Consider the following 20,170-nt stretch of genomic DNA (forward strand, 5'->3'; position numbering starts at 1 on the left):
ACAGATACCGGTCTGATCGTGCCGGCATCTCTTTCATGGACATATGTAAGTTTATTTTTTGGGGACGAGCCGTTGTGCCTTGGTGACATGATAGCAGGGTTTGCCCATCCGATCCTGCTGAGAGCCGTCAATGCGACCGTCAATCAGGACGACATCACCATTTTTGAACCGGTTGAGTTTTCCCTGGTCCAGCAGGACGATGTTTCCGCCAAATTTATCCGATTGATCGGGAGTCGCATTGTAGGTGATGTTCCAGCTCTTTTCCTGTTCATCGAATTCCACAACACCTCGCAACCAGCGATAACCCTGACGATCATAGCTGAATGGCGAAGGAGCCTTACCTGCGGAAGTCGCTGCACCACCGGGAGCCGGAAACTCGAAGGATGCCGGCTGGAATTTGGAGGGAGTCATGAACTGCTCTGAGCGGACCAGCTGCGGACCGGAAGCAGGCATCTGATGGTTTGCATGGCTGACCTGACCAGGCGCAGACTTCATGATGGAACTACTGTTCGGACCGAAGGTGTCATCATTGCCGGGGAAAGGGTTGTCCTGATTCCCGGGAAATGGGTTGTTCTGGTTTTCAGGGAATGTGTTGTCATTCTCGGGGAAGGTCTGGACAGGAGGCTGAAATTCCTGGCTGCTGTCGAATGCGTTTTCTTCAAATGTGTCAGCGGGAGCATTCTGGTTCGCACTGAATTTTTTGGGATTTGCTTCAAAGGTATCGCCGCTGCTTTCAAAGCTCTGCTGCTGTACCGGGGAAGGTACGCTGAATCCGCTGTCGCTGTTCTCCTGGAACTGATCATTGGCTTCAGGAAATTTTTGTGGCGCATTTCCGGGAAACTGATCATTGTTGCTCGGGCCAAACTGATCGTCCATCTGGATATTGCCACCCTGTGGTTGAGGGTTTTTGTTGCTCTGGAACTGATCGTTGGCGTCCGCAGGGAACGGATCATTCTGCGGGGGCTGACTGCTGTTTTGAGGAAACGTATTGTCGATCGGCGGATTGTTCGGACGAATCTGGTTGGGATCCTGGTAACTGGGCACAGGCTGGCTGCTGGACGAACCACTGTTGAAACCGCCGCTGGGATTCGTGTTGCGTCCCGATGCGGTTGAATTGGCATCGAAGGGGGCGTTCATATCCGAACCGGATGGACTGTTGAGTGGCTGTTTCCACTGAGTATCGACGCCATCGTAGTTGGTATTTGTATTGTTGGGGAATGAATCATTCCAGGCCTGGGAACCATTGGAAGGCAGAGCGCCCTGTGGTGGCGGTACAGGCTGTCCCAGATCCGGTTGCATGGGATAATTCCCGGGTGGAATCGTGGATTCCGGCATAACGGTACCGGGAGGCATCTGATAAGGACCGGGCGCACCGTAGGGACCGGGATAAGTTCCACCATACGGATACTGATGGTGAGGATAACAGCCGGTCGCAGCGCAGCATAACAGTGCGCACCAGCTGGCATTGATTAAAAATCGTCTCGACATGATTGGGTCCTTAATGTTCCAAATGATTTCCCGGATGAGACTGGTGATCTGCAGGAAGGGAAAAACTTATGGACGGGGTACCTGCCGAAATTCAGATTTCGGGTATTCTGTTTCACATACAGCGGGGATTGATGTGGCCGGTCTCTGCGGAAAGACCGAACAGAAATGATCTGATTGTTCAGCAAGCGAGCGGGATTTTAGGGAATCTTGATTATGTGTCTATACCGAATCAGCGATTCTCAAGGTCCGTCTGTAAAAGTTGGCAAGAAAAATGGACCAGAGACTGACTTTGCGTTTCCCTTTTGTAATCTTTACAATTAACGGTCCTGTTAAACTGTCTCACAATGTCCGTCTTAAAGATTCTTCATGCCTGCTCCCTCATTAAAGCTGCCCACGATCCAGAACTGGAACTGCCATAATTGTGGGGGATGTTGTAAGCAGCATCAGATTGAAATCACGCTGGAAGAAAAAGAACGGATCGACAAACAACGCTGGGATGAGGATGATTCGATCCCAGGGGACAAGCCGGTGATCGTAAGACTGGGGATCTCACCGACCAGCCAACGCTACCGCCTGGCGCATCAGGAAGATGGCTCCTGTATCTTTCTGGATGAACGGGGCCTGTGCCGGATTCACGCCAAATTCGGTGAGCCCGCTAAGCCGCTGGCCTGCCAGGTTTATCCGTATGCCTTCCATCCAGCAGGCAATGACATCGCCGTCAGTCTGCGTTTCAGTTGTCCTTCGGTCGTTGCGAACCTGGGTGAACGCATTGATCGGCAGGAACCCGCGATTCGAAAGATTGTCAACCAGGTGTTGCCCAAGCGGCATAAAGCTCCTCCCGCACCGCAATTGACGGCACGGGAAGCGGTGGGCTGGCCGGATACACTGAAAGCAGTTACCGCGCTCAGTCGTTTCTTCGCTGATCCGGAAGTCCCTGTGCAAACCAGTCTCTTGCGTGCACTGGGGTGGGGCGAGTTGATTGAACACGCGCGGTTTGAAGTTGTGCAGGGAGAACGCTTCACGGAATTTCTCGAATTGATTTCCCAGGCCGTGGATCAGGAACTGCCGGCTGATCTGGAGATCCCCCGCACGCCTCCCAGCAGGTTGGGGGGGATTCAGTTTCGTCTGCTGGCGGCACAGTACGCCCGCAAAGATACACATGCGGAAACAGCCAAGGGATTAGGCAGACGGTTATCGCTGCTGATGTCTGCATTGAAGTTTACTCGGGGCAGTGGCACCGTACCTCAACTGCAGGAACGTTTTCAACGTGTCCCTTTCGCAGCCCTGGAAGAACCATTTGGTTCGCTGCCTGCGGAGAGTCAGAAGTTATTCTCACGCTACTTTCGCGTCAAAATCCAGGGGTTGCATTTTCTGGGAGCAGCCTATTACGACATCCCGTTTGTGGAAGGTTTCTACCATCTGGCGCTGATGTTCCCCTCGATTCTCTGGATCGCACGCTGGATTGCAGCAGGAGAAGGGAGAACAGAACTTGTAGCGGAGGATATTAATGAGGCGATGACGATTGCCGATCACCACCATGGATATTCACCGGTTTTCGGAATGCCTCACTTTCGCAGTCGGGTGAAAACATTATCACGCACCGGCGACATCAAGAAACTCATCAGTTGGTATGGTCAGTAGAAGATGAAACGTCAGATTCGTTTGTCAGCTCGACCCCTTTCCAGAACGCAATCCGGTTTTTGAGCTGCCCGTATTCTTTTTCGGGGTTGAGATAATACCAGGCGGCATCCCGGTTTACCTTATCCTCCACGACGACATCGTAAAAGAAAGCTTTGCCTTTCTGGGGGCTGGTAGATGTAGAAGTGCTCTTCTTCAGAAAACGGGAGTTGACCGACTCAATGGGAAAGTAGACATCCCCATCCACCATCACGGTGTCATCGGACTCGACCAGGACAGCCTCATTCCAGATTGCTTTAGGCACACCGAACTCCTCATCGTTAAGTGATAACAATGGATTGACTAACGAAATGAGAATGGTCTATTCAGTGAGGTTGCCCACATCTATCGTAGTCAAGTTGGCCCGGAATACTAACAAAAAAATGAAAAAATTATTCACCGGTCAGGTAGAAGTAAAAAACGCGATCCTGAACAGGCAGTGATTCAGAAAATGGGACAGGATGATCAGAGACTGTCTGAGGCTTCGGGGGGCATCTGTCGGGGGCTGAAGGAAATGATTCCCAGTTCCCACTGTTTGCGTTTAAACATGTTTTCCGAGTTGAGAGTGTGGATGAACGTCGCATCCTGCCGCTGATAGGAAATCAACCCGCCATCCTCAAGTTCTACGATATGAATGATTTCCTGAGGATGAGCAGAGGGGTGCTGTTTGATTTCCACATCCTCTGACCCGATCAGTTCTTCCACTGAGAGCAGGGATTTACTTTGATTCAGCGTGAACCGCCCCTGGCTGTCTGGAATTTTTTCCCATTGATATCGTTCAAGTAAATCAGAGACTTTCATACGTGCACACTATAAATCTGAATCGGGAATAATAAACGAAAACTTACAAATAGATGAGTCAAAAACCTGAGTCTACTGGCTGTTGTCGAAAATTGAAAGGATGCTGGCCTGCGTTTGATTCTCACGCAGCGCGCATAAAAAAATGATGTTTCCCTATGAAAGAGAGACACCATTTTTTTCAATTTTTTATCGCAGTTCAATTCAGATTCGTTTGGTGAAGGACGTTCTTTCTGGTGAAGTCCGTCCGAGGGAAGTGATTCCCTCGGACTTGACGTTCACGATTATTGAAGCTGCCCTTCGGACCTGATTAACCAATCCCTTAGTGCGGGGATTTCAGTTATTCTCAAATCTGATTAGTTGCAGCAAGACTTGGGTGACGGAGCACAGCAAGTCGGCTTAGGAGCTGGTGCACAGCAGGTTGGAGCTGGAGCACAGCAAGACTTCTTAACTTTGCAGCAACGAACTTTGACTTTGCAGCAACGATCTTTGCAACGGTTGAACATTTTGCCGCAACGATCTTTGCAACCCCGCAGGAAGCCACCATTGAACAATTTCTTGTGTCCGCAGCAGCTGCTTTCGCAGGTGTTGCAGCAAGATTTTGGAGCTGGGGCACAGCAGGTCTTAGGAGCAGGTGCACAGCAAGTCTTTGGTGCAGGAGCACAGCAGGCCTTCGGTGCGGGAGCACAGCAGGTCTTAGGAGCAGGAGCACAGCAAGTTGGCTTGGGGGCACAGCATTTCTTAGGAGCAGGTGCACAGCAAGTAGGGGCAGGAGCACAGCATCCTTTACCCAGGAAGCCAGCAGCTTCAGCGGATACACCAGCACAACAAACAACCGCTACAGCGGCAACGTAACTTAACAATTTCATTTAGGCAATCTCCAAGGATTCGCTTCGTGGACGGTCGTGAGGTACTCTTCTCGGTTTGGTTAGATGAGGTTTGCTAACTAACCGTGGAGTCCATAGCCTCACGTAATTAAAAAGGTAAACCTGCCTATTTTTTCGGCCAGATTCCGCGGAGAGTTATTGAATAAACACAAAATTGTGGGGCCACCCCCCAAAGTGGGTCCTGAAGGGATACTTGTAACGATTATGACGGCATTCGATTCCGCAAAGGGTGTCACATACGGTGTTTGGCTGATATTTATGACAAGTATACATCTGGTTCTTCTGCTCCAACTCACACTCCACAGCGGTAAGAACCAGAAAAAACTATCCGCGACCTGATTCTGTGCCCCTGCTGTGAGTTGTATTCATCCCGTGCCTGTATACGATTGAAGAAGAGAGACAATCGGATCTGATGTGTGGTGTTTTGTGCAGATTGTTGACTGGGATATTGATCTCATGAAAAACGTGTTTGTTCTTGAAGAGCGGGCACACCTGGTTTCGGAACTGCGCTGGCAGTTTGAAGGCCGGTCTGACTGGAACATTACCGGGTTCTCTTCGGAGCAGGCCATGTTTCAACAGACGCTGCAGGAAGATCCTGGCTCCGTGCTGGTCATTCTCGATTTCAGCACAGGGAAAACGGTCTGTTTACAGTTCCTGCAGAGGCACCAGACGGCACGTTCCCGGTTTCCGGTGATGATCTTTTCACCGGATCCTCTGGAAAATCTGGAGTGGGCCTTACGTGAACTGGGTGTATTTCATATACAGAGTGGAGAACTGGAGCCGGATCGCCTCGCCAAAATCTGTTGCTGGTATCTGGAACCGGATCCTCAAAAACGACAAACGGTCCTGCCAGAGACCGGCGTGACATAGTCTCGTCCAGAAGAAACGAACTGACGGTGATGGGCTCCCGTGATGGGGAAAGAATGCTTTGGTCCCGTTTCTGGAAGAAGTATTAAGTAATAGGAAAGTAATCTCAACTGATGTCGAATACAGAATTCACTGAAGCAAACCTGCTGAAAAGTCTGACCGATCTGAAAGATCCCGTGTTTGGTAAGTCCCTGACGGAAAGTGGTCTGTTAAAGTCAGTCCAGACAGGTGACGGCGGCCAGGTAGCGGTTCGGATTGAACTGCCCGTGCCTTCCTATCCACTACAATCAGAACTGACTGAGTCGATCAGCGGCACCATTCAGAAAGCATTCCCCGAATGTCAGTCTGTGGATGTGGAATATTCTACGAACATCAGGGGAAAACAGTCGGGCGGTCGCCTGGGGCTGAAGGTGAAGAATGTCATCGCCGTCGGAGCTGGCAAAGGGGGCGTCGGCAAAAGCACGGTTGCTGCCAGCCTTGCTTATGGGTTGAAGCAGTTTGGTGCTAAAGTCGGTCTGGTGGATGCGGACGTCTACGGACCCAGTATTCCCCATCTGGTAGGAACCAGTGAAAAACCGATGGCGCAGGAGTTTCAGGGGAGAGAAGGTCAGACACTCACGCGAATCATTCCGGTGGAAGCGGACGGACTGAAAGTCATGTCGATGGCCTTTTTCGTCGAACCGGATCAGGCTGTGATCTGGCGGGGCCCGATGCTGCACAAGGCGATCACCCAGTTTCTTCAGGATACGGAATGGGGAGAACTCGATTATCTGATTATTGATATGCCGCCGGGAACCGGTGATGTTTCCTTAACGTTGTCTCAGTTGCTGGAACTGGCAGGTGCTGTCGTTGTCTGTACGCCGCAGCAGGTTGCTCTGCTGGATGCTGTTAAAGCAGTGCAGATGTTCCGGCAGGTTAAAATCCCCGTTTTGGGAATTGTCGAGAATATGTCGGGCGAAATCTTCGGACGGGGCGGTGCCAAAGCCCGTGGTGAAGAATTGCAGATTCCCTTCCTGGGCGAGATTCCGATGAACGCCGAGATTCGGGAAAAATCGGATGCCGGCCAGATTTCACATCTCTTGACCGAAGAATTGGCTTCAACAGAACCATTGCTCAAAGTGGCCGAAGCGACTGCCATCGAAATTGCCCGCGAACTGCTGGAAAATCCAATCAAGCCTGCCATGGAGATTCTCTGATCCCGCGTGATCGCAATCCGTGTTCTTCAGCCGCAGCGTTCTGAACTACATATTCACCCTGTGATCATATAGTATAGAATGAGAGAAAATATTGAATCCGATGTCTGACAGACAGAATTCAGCCGTACAGAATACCGAAATGAATGAGAAAATAATCACCATTGATGAGTTGCTTGAGGAGTTTGATTTTCTTGGTGACTGGGAAGAGCGTTGCGACTTTCTGATCGATCTCGGTTTTGAACTGCCGCCGATGCCCGAGACTGAGAAAACCGAAGCCAACCGCGTGCACGGCTGTCAGAGTATGGTCTGGTTGACGACGGGCCTGCAGGAATCCGAGGGCCGCAAGGTGTTACGCATCAATGCAGACAGCGATGCCCTGATCGTCAAAGGTCTGATTGCGGTTCTGCTGGCGATCTATCAGAACCGGACGCCTGATGAAGTGCTTAAGATCGATGTGAAGGATTATTTCTCCCGTCTGCAACTGGATAAATATCTCAGCACGCAGCGCAAAAACGGGTTGATGGGCATGGTCGAACGGGTTCAACAGGAAGCCCGCGTGCTCGCCGAGCAGAACTAAGACGCTGCCCACCCGGTCTGCCGCTGATGTCAGCGGACTGTCTACTTTTGCGGTGGGAGTTCCAGTTTTTCAAAGCGGAGCTCAATCGGTGCTGCAGTGATCAGGGTGGGGGCCAGGTAAGTAAACTGATCGGGGCGCGCAGTCGCCGGCAGTCCTATGAAACGATAGAGCACGCCAATTTTTCCTGTGCTCTCAAGAGTCGTCTGTGAAGAACCTTCGAGCCAGAATTTTTTCCCCTGTGCATCCTCCAGATAGGCCCGGTTGTGGTAAATCCAGGTGCGATGCGACTCAAATGCAGGCCCGCCATAATCGTAGCTCAGGGCGATTCGTACATTGAGATCCTGACTGTCGGGCAACTGCTTTCGCTCGACGTCGACGAGTTCGACCGACACGTTGCCCCGTCGACGGACTGCTCCCTGAGAAGTGGAGAGATCACGAAACGTAATCGGCAGGGTTTCTGCAGCCAGTTCCATTTCCAGATGACCATACACGCGAACCGCCTGTGGATGTTGTCCCCGCTCCAGAATCCACTGCATCGTGAAGTTCAGATTTTTGCCCCCCTCTCCCAGCGGGAGTTCATATTTCGCGCCGGGATTAAAAGGAGGCAGCCTGGTTCCCGTCGTTGCATCTGCTTGTAGTCTGCGGGCAGCATAACTCAAAAACAGCGGTCGTAAACGGGGTTCGACTTGGATTCGAAATGTGATGCGGAGCAGATCCTGGTCCTCGCTTCCTGCCAGAGGACGCGTCTGCAGGCGTTCCGCTGTAATTCGGAAAGGCCCGTCATAACAGACTGCGGGATCAGAGGCGGTCTTGGATTCTGATGAGGCACGCGGTTCGAAGTGGATTTGATCTCGAGGACCAATAATCTGATAGGTTACCGGCACCTTATGTGTTAATTCATCAACGGCTTGCCAGAACGGTGTCGCGATAAAACGAACATCAATTTGCTGCTTCAGCTGTGATTCGGATAACCGGGTCCAGTCCAGCTGATTATCTGTCTGTTTCATGATCGTCTGCAGGATCCGTTGTAAAGAAAAACGCCCCTCTAGATTAACCAAGGAAGCTTTGATTGATTCCCGGGCCGCCTGTTTCTCGATCTGCAGTCGAATCCGCTGCAGCGCCTCGCGAACGGATGGGCTGGCGACCAGTTCGGGAGCCGGGAGCAGGTTCAATACCGGCTTCCCCAATTCAACCAGCGCCAGTTCGGCCCGCTGGCGCACCATTCGCTGATTATCATCCAGCTGGCGAACCAGTTCTTCTACCTGTTTTCTGTTTGTGGCTTGTTGTTCGCTGGCAGGAGACGCAGGGGGGGCAGACAGTGTGACAGACGTCAGACTCAATACAGCAGCAAGCAGGCATAAACCACTCATCAGGCCGTTGGTCATGCAGGAATGGTACACGGGGCTGCTTTCTATATAAGGGCAAGAGTAGAAGAGATCATAATAGTCATAGACGCATGGGCTACTCTTCATTGTAACTGTTGGTCGGATGGTGAAAATCCCGGAAATTGAGATTCACCAGAACGAGTATCAGTTAAAACCGGTACCTTCCTTGCAGTTTGACAGCAACTTTGTACTCAGAGTCACTGATGTTGATTTTTCGCAGCCTGTCCCCCAGACAAGTATTATACTTTCAACAGGACGTTACTCATCACTCCCCCCGCCAGCCTGTCGTCTGACTTAAGGCCCGATTAATGTCAACCTGCCTGCAATCATTCCTGTTCTGTCTCAGAGGCGTCAGTCTCTTCTGCCTGCTGGCAGTGCCTGTCTGTGCCAAACCTCCTTCCTTGATCGAACTTAAGACCGAAGACCAGGTCTTTACAGGAAAATCTCTGATTCATGACCACGACGTGAGCTGGATGGTCGATCAGACGGGCATGTTATCAAAAGTTCCTTTGAAAAAAGTAACCTCGTTCCGCAGGGTGGCATCCGAGTTCCAAACGCTTTCTCTTTCCGAGATGAAAAAACAGCTGCAGGACGAATTCGGACCATTGTTTGAAGTCACGACGACCCGGCATTACCTGGTCTGTGCCCCACGCGGAAAAGCACGCGCCTATGCCAACGTGTTTGAGGAACTTTATCAGTCGTTCAGTCATTACTTCGCCTTGCGTGGCTACCAGGTGAAAACTCCCGAATTCATGATGGTGGCGGTGATCTTTCCGGATCAGCAGCAGTTCTTCGAATACTGTCGCAAAGATGGTGTCCGCGCGGGGCAGGGTTTACTGGGTTACTATCACCCTTATACAAACCGGACGGCACTGTTCGATCAGAACGCAGCTCCCACAGTCGGAGAATTGGAACAGACGCAGAGCGGCACACAACTCACATATTCCCGGATCTCCAACAGTGGCAAGAATCTGACCGAGGCACTACGGGATACCATGATCCATGAAGCGACGCATCAGCTCGCCTTCAATACCGGTCTCCATTCGCGGATTGGCGATAATCCCCGCTGGGTTGTAGAAGGCCTGGCGACTACTTTCGAGTCCGACGAACTCCGTTCACACACGGGAGGTAAAGCGGACTCCACTTCCCGCATCAACCGGGATCGGTTGATCTGGTTCATGAATTATTCCCACACCCGACGCAAACAGGATTCCCTGCGTTCCTTCATCCGGGAAGATAATTTATTTAAAACATCGACACTGGATGCGTACGCCGAATCCTGGGCGCTCACATTTTTCCTGGTGGAAACACAACCGGCCCGCTATGCACGCTACCTGAAACAGGTTGCCCAGCGCGATCCGCTTAAGCCCTATACGGCAGATGCCCGGGAACGCGATTTTCAGAAGGCGTTTAAAACGAATCTGCGTTCGCTCGAAGTCGACTACCTGAAATTCATGGACCAACTCGCAGAGAGTTTGGTCAAACAGAGTCGCCCCTGATGCTCGTCTCAATCAGGCAGCCTGGGCGGAAGATTCTTCTTCCATCGCGGCAATGACCAGCGCACCGCGGATGATTGCATCAGCGGCATCCGGAATACAGACGACCTGTTGTGCGTCGAACTGGATGTCACGGCTGTTTAGATGCTGAGCCAGTAATTCTCCCAGTCCGTTAACTGTAGCCAGTTCGCCCAGATAGATCACGGGCAGTGTGGCCAGTGTGGACGTGTAGGCCTGAATGGATGCCATCTGGGAAACGAACTGATCCAGCAGACTGTCGAGCAGGCTGTCGTACCAGTTGGAGATGGCAGAGGGGCTGGAGAGATAGGGGCTCAGACTGACTTCCGGGCCGAGGCGTTTTTCTCGAGCGGCCGCCAGGTCGGGAATCAATTCTCCCTCCGGATTCTTGATCAGCAATTTGTAAGCATGTGCCAGTTGTTCGTCCATCCATTCACTGCCATACGGAGTCGACTGGCGCGCCACAACACGGCTTTGATGAATCAGCCCAATCTCGGAGTGCGAGTGCCCCAGGTAAACTACATATCCCGAGAATCGCGAGGCGGCTGGCAGCGAAGACAACCCTGCAGCCAGGGTGATTGTCGTCGCAAATGGTTTGTATCCCTGCAGAGCGATTAACTGAGACACCAGTTTCGATAACGCTGATGTAGAAGTCGATCCCGGCGTGATGAAGGCACAGTGCTCCCCGGTTGTGCGAGAACGCGGTAGTACTGACTGAATCAGTGTCGAGAGCAGTTGACGATGAACGGGATCGTTCAGCACCAGTTCTCCCTGTTCGATCAGAGGCAGCAGCTCAAGATTTGAGAAACGAGAGATCTTTCCTGCCTGCTCCCCGGGGATGATCAAGGTCCCTTCCGAAAACAGGAATGGTACGGAAAGACGTTGCAGGAGCTGGCGGTTCTCGTTGGAATCATCCATGACGGCATAAGCCGTATCGATAGAACGTCGTGTCAGCTTAAACTGTTCATTGTTTTGTAAGGTTCGCAGGCAGATCGAGCCTGTCAGTAAGGCACTACTCATTTGGGCATGACTCCCTGTACGGCTTGGAGAACCCGATCAAGTATACTGCTCTGTTCCATTTTCTTCTCTGAACCTGCCTGAACCTTCCCAGGGGGACCTGTATGAGGACGGGGTGGTGCCGCAGGAACTTCGTGTTCTTTGTTATTACCGGGATGAGAACGATCAAAGCGGAACGTCGGTGCTTTCAGTTTTTTCTCATCTGGTTTACGCACTGGATCCGGCACCGGTGGTGGAGAAGCGTCGTGGCCTGCTGCCACTTTCGTATCCGGAGTCTTCTGCTTCAGGAAATGCGGACCTTTGAGGGCCTCGGCCTGATCGATGCGTCCTTTTTTACTTTGATGACGCCCGTAGATAAATGTCTGTGTCGGAATCTGAGGCGTTTCATCAATCACGGGAATCTGCTTCTCCAGGATCTGTTCCAGCAATGACTTCTCGGGCAGGGGAGGCAGTTCTTCCCAGCTGGTGATGATCGCAGCCGGTTCCGATGATGTCTGTTCTAATGCTTCCTGTTTCGCAGTGACCTGTTCTTCTTCGGAAACTGCTAATGCGAACTCAGACTGCTCTGCCTGTTCCTGGGGGAAAACCGGTTTCTTTCGCAGGTATTTCCAGAGAGCGAATGCCACTCCGGCCAGCAGCAGAAACCCGGTTCCCGGCGGCCAGAAGCCAGCTTCGTCTTCATCGTATTCGATTTCTGATTTGGGACGCTCATCGTCGAGCAGAGTCTGTACGTCATCTTTCGGGGCTTCAGGAGCCCGGCCCAGGTCCAGATCGGGAACGGAAGAACCAGACGACTTCTGCTCCTCCTCATCAGCATGATGATGTTCGGAATGGGACTCTGCTTTCTCTGAGGTGGCCCCCAGCGGATTCGGGATCGCAGCTAAAGTCGCTGAAGTCTGTTGCAGCAGTGGACCATTCAGCTGCAGCGGTTTCTGTTCGGGTTCTGTGGTCTTTTGCTCTTGAGCAGGAGTTTCCTCTTCCGGATGAGTGACCTGACGCGGAGTTATGGAAGCTTCCTGATCCAGGGGAGTCGCGTTCCGGAAACGTGAATCGTTGGCAGAGATCGAACTCGGTGCAGATGTCTGCCGATGGAGACGAGCCCCGGTGGCGGCAGAATTTTGTAATGGTCGCGGCGTCGGTAATGAATGGGGTACCAGCGAAAGATTCATCGCTTGTGGTGCACCCAGGACGAGCACCGTGCCCGATTCGAAGCGGGTGGTCAGCTTTCTGGTTTTAAATTGAGCCTGGGCCCGACGACGTTCGGGGGGAATAATTTTGATGGCTTCTGACATCGCTGCATACTGTTCGACCGGCTGTCGCAGACAACGCAAGACGCTGGCCAGATCAGCGATTTCAGCAGGAACCCCAAAGACAATCGGGTAGTCGCGTAAATTCAGAATGGCAATCTGCACCAGACCTCGCGAAGCCGATGATTGTGCCGATCCTGAGACCGTGTTGTCTTCGAGCAGATTTGCAGATGATTTCACGGCGATCAACACATCACCATGCATCAGGGGTAGATCCATCTCTGGTGAATAGAAGATTTCCTGGCTGATGCGGCCGCCACGAACGATGCGAATCAATCCTGAAGCCTGGGGGGTCATTCCCCCTGCACCGGAGATGACCGCATTCATGTTCAGTTCAGCACTGTTGACTTCATAGGCAGCACACTGGTTGAATTCGCCCAACAGTCCGATCACTGCCTTCTGCTGTGTGGGGGACTCGGTCAATTCCAGATTACGAAAGACGGTCTGCGCACGAGTGACGTTGCAGGCTCCTGATAGCAGAGCGAGCGTCAAAGCTGCGAACCAAACCTTATGCCAGCGGTACATCCGGCGATCCTTACTGTCAGTGGGAGAGTCAGACGATACGACAATGAAATGCGTAGAGAGAGCCGTACAATCATTAAAATCGGCATAAACTAACATGCGCCATCAGTCAAAATCCCGTTTTTCGGGGAAAACTGCCAGATCTGAGGTCCCGAAGTAGTTCAAGTAAGTGATGATTTATCAGTCACTTGAGTCAATTATGAGAATTGGGAATCACGGCCTGTGATCTGAAAATGACACCAATTTCGTGATCGCTATTGATTCCAAGTCAAATCTGATATTGCTAGGATGAACCGGTGAGGAAAACGAAATTCAGATCCCTGGTTACTGGTTTCGGACTTTGTGCTCATCCACGCTCTTTTCCAGGGTCTTGCTGATATAATGGGACCAGTCTGTTGGTGAACGCAACTAGTTTAACAGTCGAGAATTATCTAAAAGCGATCCTGCAGATCAGTCTCCAGTCCGGTTCGGAATGGATCAGCACAGGGGAACTGGCCCGTTATATGGACGTCGCCCCCGGAACCGTCACCAGCATGCTCAAAACTCTCAAGCAGTCCAAGCTGGTGGAGTATCGACCCTACGAAGGAGCCAGCCTGACTGAGGCTGGTAAGCATTCCGCGATTCGCGTCCTCAGACGACACCGTCTGATCGAACTGTTCCTGTTTCAGACATTGAAGCTGACATGGGATCAGATCCATGCGGAAGCCGAAAACATGGAGCACGCGGTCAGCGACTTTCTCGTGGACCATATCGACGAATATCTGGGCTTCCCGGAAGCCGATCCTCACGGCGATCCTATTCCGTCAATCGACGGTCGGATGCGGCGGGCCTATCCGAACCTGACTACCCTGGCGGCGTGTCAACCTGGTACACACGTCAAGATCGTTCAGGTCACCGATCAGGAAACTGAGTTTTTACGTTTTCTCTCCCGCTCCGGGTTACAGCTCGGATCGCAGGGAGTCGTCAAAGAGAAAAACAGCGAGGCAGGTATTGTTGTCTCGGAATGGAACGGACAGATGCTCTCCATGGGAGTCCATGTTGCTGAGAACGTCAAAGTTGTTCCTGTGGAAGCAGCTTAATTGGAATCAGGCTGCTGGTGCTAACAGAAACTGAGTGAACGACTGGCTGACACAGTGCAGGCCGGTTCACACTGCTGAAGAAAGAGAAGAAATTGAGTCACCTTACCTACGAAAACCCTTTAATCAGTCGTTATGCTTCGAAGGAAATGAGTCAAATCTGGTCGGCTCAGAAAAAGCACTCCACCTGGCGGCGTCTGTGGGTGGCCCTGGCGGAATCACAACACGAAATGGGATTGCCCGTCACCCGGGAGCAGGTCGAATCTCTGAGGTCCGCCATCGATGACATCGATTTCGAACTGGCAGCGAAAGCAGAAAAAGATCTGCGACACGACGTGATGGCGCACGTGCATACCTACGGCGAACGCTGTCCGGATGCCAAAGCGATCATTCACCTGGGAGCTACCAGTTGTTTCGTTACCGATAACAGCGAACTGGTTATGATTCGCGAAAGTCTGGAGCAGGTTCGCAAGCGGCTCGTCGCTGTCATTGATCAACTGGCAAAGTTTGCCGCCGAATACCGGGACCTGCCCTGCCTTGGATTTACCCACCTCCAGCCTGCCCAGCCAACCACTGTTGGTAAACGGGCTACGCTGTGGTGCTACGATCTGATTCTGGATCTGGAAGAGATTGAATACCGAATCGAAAAGCTCCGCTTCCGGGGTGTGAAGGGGACAACGGGTACCCAGGCAACATTCCTGCAACTCTTCAAAGGTGATCATGCGAAAGTCGACGAACTCGATCGCCGCGTCACGGAAAAGTTGGGCTTCAAAGATCGCTATGCAGTCACCGGGCAGACCTATTCACGAAAAGTCGATGCCCAGGTACTCAGTGCCCTCAGTGGTATCGGACAATCGGCGCACAAGGCAGGAAATGATGTGCGTATTCTGCAGAACCGCAAAGAACTGGAAGAACCGTTCGAGAAGAATCAGATTGGTTCATCTGCCATGGCTTACAAACGCAACCCCATGCGTTCCGAACGGATGTGTTCGCTGGCTCGCTTCGCGATCAGCCTGACTGCGAATGCCGAAGATACCGCAGCCACCCAGTGGATGGAGCGGACGCTGGACGACAGTGCCAACCGTCGATTGTCGCTGCCGCAATCATTTCTGGCCATTGATGCAGTGCTGATTCTGTATCGCAACATTGTCGATGGCATGGTCGTCTATCCCAAGGTGATTGAGAAGCACCTCAATGAGGAACTTCCCTTCATGGCGACTGAAGAGTTCCTGATGGCAGGCGTCGAAGCGGGCGGTGATCGTCAGGAGCTTCACGAACGGATCCGCGTGCATAGTCAGGCTGCCGGAGCGGAAGTGAAAGTACGGGGCGGTCAAAATGATCTGATCGAACGCCTGCAGAAAGATGCGGCTTTCGCCGGCTGTGATCTGGCCAGCGCCCTGGATGCCCGAAAATACATCGGCCGGGCTCCGGAACAGGTTGATGCCTTTATCGCGGAAATCGTGGATCCAGTTCGGCAGCGATATCAGGCCGACCTCGATCAGTCAGTTGAGGATCTCAAGGTCTGAAACTCTCCTGAATCCACTTTGTTCCCTGTGAAAATAAAGACGCCCCGATGGAAGACCATCGGGGCGCCTCAGGGACTATAGTAGTGCCTTGCTACGTCAGTACTTCTTTAATGACGCGTGCTTCTTCGACACCAGTGAGTTTGGTGTCCAGGCCCTGGAATTCAACGCTGAAGCGTTTGTGATCAATTCCTAAGAGATGCAGCATGGTTGCATGCAGATCACGCACGTGTACTATGTTTTCAACGGAATTATAGCCTAGTTCGTCTGTATTACCATAAGAAATTCCACCTTTTATCCCTCCACCGGCCATCCACATGGAAAAACCTTTAATGTGATGGTCCCGGCCGGCGCCTCCCTTGCCCTGGAACATGGGTGTTCTGCCAAATTCCCCTCCCCAGATCACGAGGGTTTCATCCAGCATCCCGCGCGATTTGAGATCGTTGATCAGAGCCCACGTTGGTTTATCGGTCAGACCACAGCAGGTATTCATATAGCGGACCAGACCTCCATGGTGGTCCCAGCCGCGATGATAGAGATGAATGAAACGGGAGCCCCGCTCCGCCAGTCGTCGAGCCAGCAGACAGTTTGTGGCATAGGTGCCCGAACCCGCTTCGGCTCCGTACATTTCCAGCGTCTCTTTTGATTCATCAGACAGATCCATCAGTTCCGGAACGGAGGTCTGCATCCGAAACGCCATCTCGTAAGCAGCAATCCGGGTATCGATTTCCGGGTTGGAAACACTTTGATTGCGGAAACGATCCAGTTTTCGGACGGCGTCGATCAGTTCTTTCTGCTGGGGATCGGTAATCCCTGCGGGATTTTTGAGATAGTTCACCGGATCGCCGGTCGAATTGAACTGAACTCCCTGATAGCGACTGGGAAGAAAGCCGGTTCCCCACTGACGCGAAGCGATCGGCTGCGGATTACGTCCGCCGACACTGGTCAACACCACGAAGCCGGGAAGTTCTTCTGTCTCACTTCCCAGTCCGTAAGTGACCCACGATCCCATTGATGGTCGACCGCTGATGGCGGTGCCAGTGTTCATGAAAGTGTGCGCGGGATCGTGATTGATCTGCTCGGTGACCATCGAACGCACGATGCAGATATCATCAGCGATTTTGGCGGTCCAAGGGAGAAAGTCGCTGATCTCCTGGCCGTTCTCGCCGTACTTGCGAAACTTGGTCAGTGGTCCCTGGCACTTGAGATCGCGACCCTGCAACTGGGCTATGGGTTGACCTTTGGTATAACTTTCCGGAAAAGGCTTACCATCCATTTCCGCCAGCTTGGGTTTATAATCGAAGGTCTCCAGATGAGTCGGTCCCCCCGCCATGCAGAGAAAAATCACCCGTTTCGCTTTGGGAGCGAAGTGCGGCAGACCGGGTAGGCCATCACTGGCCGTTGTCACCGTTTTTGATTGCGCTGCAGCCAGACCATCGCGGGTGAGTAGCGATCCCAGTGCCGCCGATCCCAGACCAACGCCGGAACGGGACAGAAAGGTACGCCGATTCAAATGTGTCTGTAATTGATTGAAGTCGAACATATTCTTAATTCCTCGTCACCACTTCATTCAGGTTGAGCAGCGCCCGTGTGACCTCCGTCCAGGCCGCGAGTTCAACCGCTTCCAGGTTAGCTTCGGTTTTAGTAAGGCCGGTACTGGTCAGAGCCTGGGCCTCTTTTGTCCGATCAGCAAACGCACGCCGGTTGGAATTCAGCAGGTCCTGCAGTACTTCAACCTCATACGCTTCCGGATCGCGTGACGTCGCCTGGGTGAAGGCGAAATTGATGCGTTCTTGCTCGGAGTCGCCTCCCTGCTGGATCACGTGTGCCGCGAAAACGCGGGCTGCTTCGATAAATGTGGGATCGTTAAGCAGGGTCATCGCTGCGATTGGGGTATTAGAACGGGGCCGCTGCGCCGTGCATTCTTCGCGACTGGGCGCATCGAAGGCTTTGAGCATCGGATGCAGGAACTGACGCTGCCAGTGCATGTAGACGCCGCGTCGCCATTGCCGTTCGTCCTGATGCGACACATATTTTCGCTTCGGAAAATTCAAATGTCGATAGTAGCCTGCAGGTTGATACGGCTTCACGCTCGGGCCACCAATCTCGGTCACCAAAAGTCCGCTGATTGCCAGGGCGTTATCGCGGATCATCTCAGCGGGCAGGCGGAAGCGGGCCTGGCGGTCAAGTCGTCTGTTGAAGGGATCTGTTTTTCGCTGTTCGGGAGTTTCCAGTGACGACTGGCGGTAGGCGCGACTCATCACGATGAACTTCACCATCTGTTTGATGTCCCACTCATCCTCGAAAAACTTGATCGCCAGTTGATCGAGCAGTTCAGGGTAATGCGGGGGGCCTCCCTGTCCTCCAAAGTCGTCCAGCACTGGTGCAATCCCTCGGCCAAAGAACAGATACCAGAATCGGTTTGTCATCACGCGGGCCATCAGCGGCCCATATCCGTCTTTGGCTGAGAGCCAGTTGGCCAGGTCCAGTCGCGTGGGACGCTCATGGTCTGTTTTAATCTGTCCCATGAATTCCGGGATCGCGGGTTGGACGACAGGGCCACTTTCATCCAGCCAGTTACCACGGGGTAAAATTCGTATTTCGCGGGGTTTGATTGAAACGGTGATCATGGTTTTGACCGCTCCGCGATCGATGGCCTCCCGTTCTTTTTTGAGAGGCCCCAATTGCTTGTTTAACTCAACCATCTGTTTGAGCTTCTGCTCTTTTTCTTCCGGCGACTGTTTCTGGATCTCCGAACTGGAAATGGCTTTCAACTTATCCTGGATGGATTTGATTTTGGCATCGAGTCTGGCAATCTTCTGTTTTTCCTCTGCAGAGTACAGAAAGATTTCCGGTTCACGGATCGTCGGAATACGGTCAGCTCCCCGTCTCAGATGCTGGTCTTCATCGATATCCGCGAAGAAAGCGACCATCGAATAAAAGTCTTTCGCGGTATACGGATCATATTTGTGATCGTGGCACTGGCAACAGCCCATCGTGGCTCCCATCCAGACTCCCGAGAAGTTGCGAATCCGGTCGGCAGCGTAGATCGCCAGATACTCTTTCCGCTGAACCCCCCCTTCGTGGGATGTCTGCAGAACGCGGTTGTATCCGGTCGCGATTTTCTGTTGTAAGCTGGGATCAGGCAGCAGGTCGCCTGCCAGTTGCTCACGGGTAAACTGATCAAAGGGTAGATTGCGATTGAAGGCATCAATCACGTAATCCCGGTAAGGGGAAATGTGGTGATCCTGGTCGCCGTGGTATCCCACCGTATCTGCAAAGCGGACCAGGTCCAGCCAGTACATCGCCATCCGCTCTCCGTAATGCGGCGAAGCCAGCAGGCGATCAACCTGCTTTTCATATGCAGTGGGACTGTCATCCTTCACAAATGCGTCGACTTCTGCCCGCGTGGGCGGCAGTCCGGTCAGGTCAAAACTCAGGCGACGGAGTAGAGTAATTTTGTCTGCCTCCGGCGACGGTTTCAGTCCCTGCTCTTCCAGGCGTGAGAGGACGAAATTGTCAATCCAGTTCACGGGCCACTGCTGGTCTTTGACTTGAGGGACCGGGCTGGCATGGGGTTTGACATACGCCCAGTGTTGCGACCATTGTGCGCCTTCAGCGATCCATTGTTTGAACAGTTCGATCTCTTCACTCGTCAGTTTCTTGCCTGAGTCGGCAGGAGGCATCACGGTGTCTGCATCGTGACTGGAAATCCGTGCGAAGAGCTCACTCTGGTCCGGCTGCCCGGGATGGATGATGGCCGCTTCAGAGGTAGATTTCAGACCGGTTTCCTGATCGAGCCGCAAGTCGGCTTCGCGATGCTCTGCATCGGGGCCGTGACAGTGGAAACAGTTCCGGGAAAGGATCGGTCGGATATCGCGATTGAAATTGACCTGGGGAGGTCCGGCGTTTGCCTGTACGGGGAGCGTGAATAACGCCAGCAGAGTGATGCCTGGAAAACAGCGCAAGACTCGCAACATGGTAATTCGCCCTCAGTTGAAAACACGAGAGAAGTGCCGGGAGGCAGTGGGCCCGGATTACCTGGCACATCAAACGCGAGGAAAACTGGTTTGGTGTTACCGGTCCGTAACGAATCGAGTTAACGGTAGCCGGACAAACAACATCCGGCAGGTAGGAACATGGTGGACAGAAAGAGGAATTTCTCTTGTCCTGACCTAATCATATCAGTCGCTCCGGGCACCTTCAACAAGGGTTCTCGGCTTTGCTGCCGAAAACCAGTGGGGCAAAACTTGACAAACGTCGGCGATCTCACGAACTTCAAAAGAGTAGCGGTGTCATAGCGGTATCGCTCACTCCCGACATTTTCATTCAATTC

Annotated in this window: 15 protein-coding genes; 7 read left to right on the forward strand and 8 right to left on the reverse strand. The window is 52.6% G+C overall.

Features of this window, described 5'->3' with window-relative positions; genetic code table 11:
- Nucleotides 1-51: 51 nt before the first annotated feature.
- On the reverse strand, nt 52-1,488 hold the full coding sequence (locus RID21_RS30265) for a hypothetical protein (RefSeq protein ID WP_350195518.1): 1,437 nt from the start codon (nt 1,486-1,488) through the stop codon (nt 52-54).
- 366 nt (nt 1,489-1,854) lie between these two features.
- Between RID21_RS30265 and RID21_RS30270 the strand changes: the two genes are divergently transcribed.
- On the forward strand, nt 1,855-3,129 hold the full coding sequence (locus tag RID21_RS30270) for a YkgJ family cysteine cluster protein (protein ID WP_350195520.1): 1,275 nt from the start codon (nt 1,855-1,857) through the stop codon (nt 3,127-3,129).
- On the opposite strand, the gene RID21_RS30275 is transcribed toward RID21_RS30270, so the two are convergent.
- Nucleotides 3,110-3,430, reverse strand: coding sequence for a DUF427 domain-containing protein (locus RID21_RS30275; RefSeq protein WP_350195522.1), 321 nt, complete (start codon nt 3,428-3,430; stop codon nt 3,110-3,112). The genes RID21_RS30270 and RID21_RS30275 overlap by 20 nt on opposite strands.
- Nucleotides 3,431-3,630: 200 nt before the next feature.
- Nucleotides 3,631-3,966: a hypothetical protein gene (locus RID21_RS30280; RefSeq protein ID WP_145190643.1), complete on the reverse strand. Its 336-nt coding sequence runs from the start codon at nt 3,964-3,966 to the stop codon at nt 3,631-3,633.
- 1,340 nt (nt 3,967-5,306) lie between these two features.
- Between RID21_RS30280 and RID21_RS30285 the strand changes: the two genes are divergently transcribed.
- From RID21_RS30285 to RID21_RS30295, 3 genes are all read left to right on the forward strand, one after another.
- A complete protein-coding gene (locus RID21_RS30285; protein WP_350195524.1) occupies nt 5,307-5,720 on the forward strand; it encodes a hypothetical protein in 414 nt (137 codons plus the stop codon).
- 110 nt (nt 5,721-5,830) lie between these two features.
- A complete protein-coding gene (locus tag RID21_RS30290; RefSeq protein ID WP_350195526.1) occupies nt 5,831-6,913 on the forward strand; it encodes an Mrp/NBP35 family ATP-binding protein in 1,083 nt (360 codons plus the stop codon).
- Between the two features lie 139 nt (nt 6,914-7,052).
- Nucleotides 7,053-7,490, forward strand: coding sequence for a SufE family protein (locus tag RID21_RS30295; protein WP_350195528.1), 438 nt, complete (start codon nt 7,053-7,055; stop codon nt 7,488-7,490).
- 41 nt (nt 7,491-7,531) lie between these two features.
- On the opposite strand, the gene RID21_RS30300 is transcribed toward RID21_RS30295, so the two are convergent.
- Nucleotides 7,532-8,890, reverse strand: coding sequence for a hypothetical protein (locus tag RID21_RS30300; protein WP_350195530.1), 1,359 nt, complete (start codon nt 8,888-8,890; stop codon nt 7,532-7,534).
- A 293-nt stretch (nt 8,891-9,183) separates the two neighbouring features.
- Between RID21_RS30300 and RID21_RS30305 the strand changes: the two genes are divergently transcribed.
- Nucleotides 9,184-10,374 carry a DUF1570 domain-containing protein gene (locus RID21_RS30305; protein ID WP_350195532.1) on the forward strand — a complete coding sequence of 397 codons (1,191 nt, stop codon included), beginning with the start codon at nt 9,184-9,186 and terminating at the stop codon, nt 10,372-10,374.
- A gap of 12 nt (nt 10,375-10,386) precedes the next feature.
- Here RID21_RS30305 and RID21_RS30310 read toward each other — a convergent pair whose 3' ends face one another.
- Both RID21_RS30310 and RID21_RS30315 read right to left on the reverse strand, forming a co-directional pair.
- Nucleotides 10,387-11,409 carry a disk-shape morphogenesis protein volactin gene (locus tag RID21_RS30310; RefSeq protein WP_350195534.1) on the reverse strand — a complete coding sequence of 341 codons (1,023 nt, stop codon included), beginning with the start codon at nt 11,407-11,409 and terminating at the stop codon, nt 10,387-10,389.
- Nucleotides 11,406-13,238, reverse strand: coding sequence for a hypothetical protein (locus RID21_RS30315; RefSeq protein ID WP_350195536.1), 1,833 nt, complete (start codon nt 13,236-13,238; stop codon nt 11,406-11,408). The genes RID21_RS30310 and RID21_RS30315 overlap by 4 nt, the downstream gene beginning before the upstream one ends.
- Nucleotides 13,239-13,633: 395 nt before the next feature.
- On the opposite strand from RID21_RS30315, the gene RID21_RS30320 reads away from it, so the two are divergent.
- Together RID21_RS30320 and purB are read left to right on the forward strand one after the other, a co-directional pair.
- Nucleotides 13,634-14,314: a metal-dependent transcriptional regulator gene (locus RID21_RS30320; RefSeq protein ID WP_350195538.1), complete on the forward strand. Its 681-nt coding sequence runs from the start codon at nt 13,634-13,636 to the stop codon at nt 14,312-14,314.
- A gap of 92 nt (nt 14,315-14,406) precedes the next feature.
- Complete coding sequence (gene purB, locus RID21_RS30325; RefSeq protein ID WP_350195540.1) at nt 14,407-15,837, forward strand: adenylosuccinate lyase; 1,431 nt, start codon at nt 14,407-14,409, stop codon at nt 15,835-15,837.
- Between the two features lie 91 nt (nt 15,838-15,928).
- Here the strand turns inward: purB and RID21_RS30330 are convergent, their stop codons facing one another.
- Complete coding sequence (locus RID21_RS30330) at nt 15,929-17,377, reverse strand: DUF1501 domain-containing protein (protein ID WP_145442596.1); 1,449 nt, start codon at nt 17,375-17,377, stop codon at nt 15,929-15,931.
- 4 nt (nt 17,378-17,381) lie between these two features.
- A complete protein-coding gene (locus RID21_RS30335; protein WP_350195542.1) occupies nt 17,382-19,814 on the reverse strand; it encodes a PSD1 and planctomycete cytochrome C domain-containing protein in 2,433 nt (810 codons plus the stop codon).
- Between the last annotated feature and the right edge of the window lie 356 nt (nt 19,815-20,170).

Source organism: Gimesia sp., assembly GCF_040219335.1.
GTDB lineage: Bacteria > Planctomycetota > Planctomycetia > Planctomycetales > Planctomycetaceae > Gimesia.

Coding starts and splice junctions, on each gene's coding strand:
- RID21_RS30265 (WP_350195518.1), bottom strand. CDS start 1,488: ATGTCGAGACGATTTTTAATCAATGCCAGCTGGTGCGCACTGTTATGC.
- RID21_RS30270 (WP_350195520.1), top strand. CDS start 1,855: ATGCCTGCTCCCTCATTAAAGCTGCCCACGATCCAGAACTGGAACTGC.
- RID21_RS30280 (WP_145190643.1), bottom strand. CDS start 3,966: ATGAAAGTCTCTGATTTACTTGAACGATATCAATGGGAAAAAATTCCA.
- RID21_RS30285 (WP_350195524.1), top strand. CDS start 5,307: ATGAAAAACGTGTTTGTTCTTGAAGAGCGGGCACACCTGGTTTCGGAA.
- RID21_RS30290 (WP_350195526.1), top strand. CDS start 5,831: ATGTCGAATACAGAATTCACTGAAGCAAACCTGCTGAAAAGTCTGACC.
- RID21_RS30295 (WP_350195528.1), top strand. CDS start 7,053: ATGAATGAGAAAATAATCACCATTGATGAGTTGCTTGAGGAGTTTGAT.
- RID21_RS30305 (WP_350195532.1), top strand. CDS start 9,184: ATGTCAACCTGCCTGCAATCATTCCTGTTCTGTCTCAGAGGCGTCAGT.
- RID21_RS30310 (WP_350195534.1), bottom strand. CDS start 11,409: ATGAGTAGTGCCTTACTGACAGGCTCGATCTGCCTGCGAACCTTACAA.
- RID21_RS30315 (WP_350195536.1), bottom strand. CDS start 13,238: ATGTACCGCTGGCATAAGGTTTGGTTCGCAGCTTTGACGCTCGCTCTG.
- RID21_RS30330 (WP_145442596.1), bottom strand. CDS start 17,377: ATGTTCGACTTCAATCAATTACAGACACATTTGAATCGGCGTACCTTT.
- RID21_RS30335 (WP_350195542.1), bottom strand. CDS start 19,814: ATGTTGCGAGTCTTGCGCTGTTTTCCAGGCATCACTCTGCTGGCGTTA.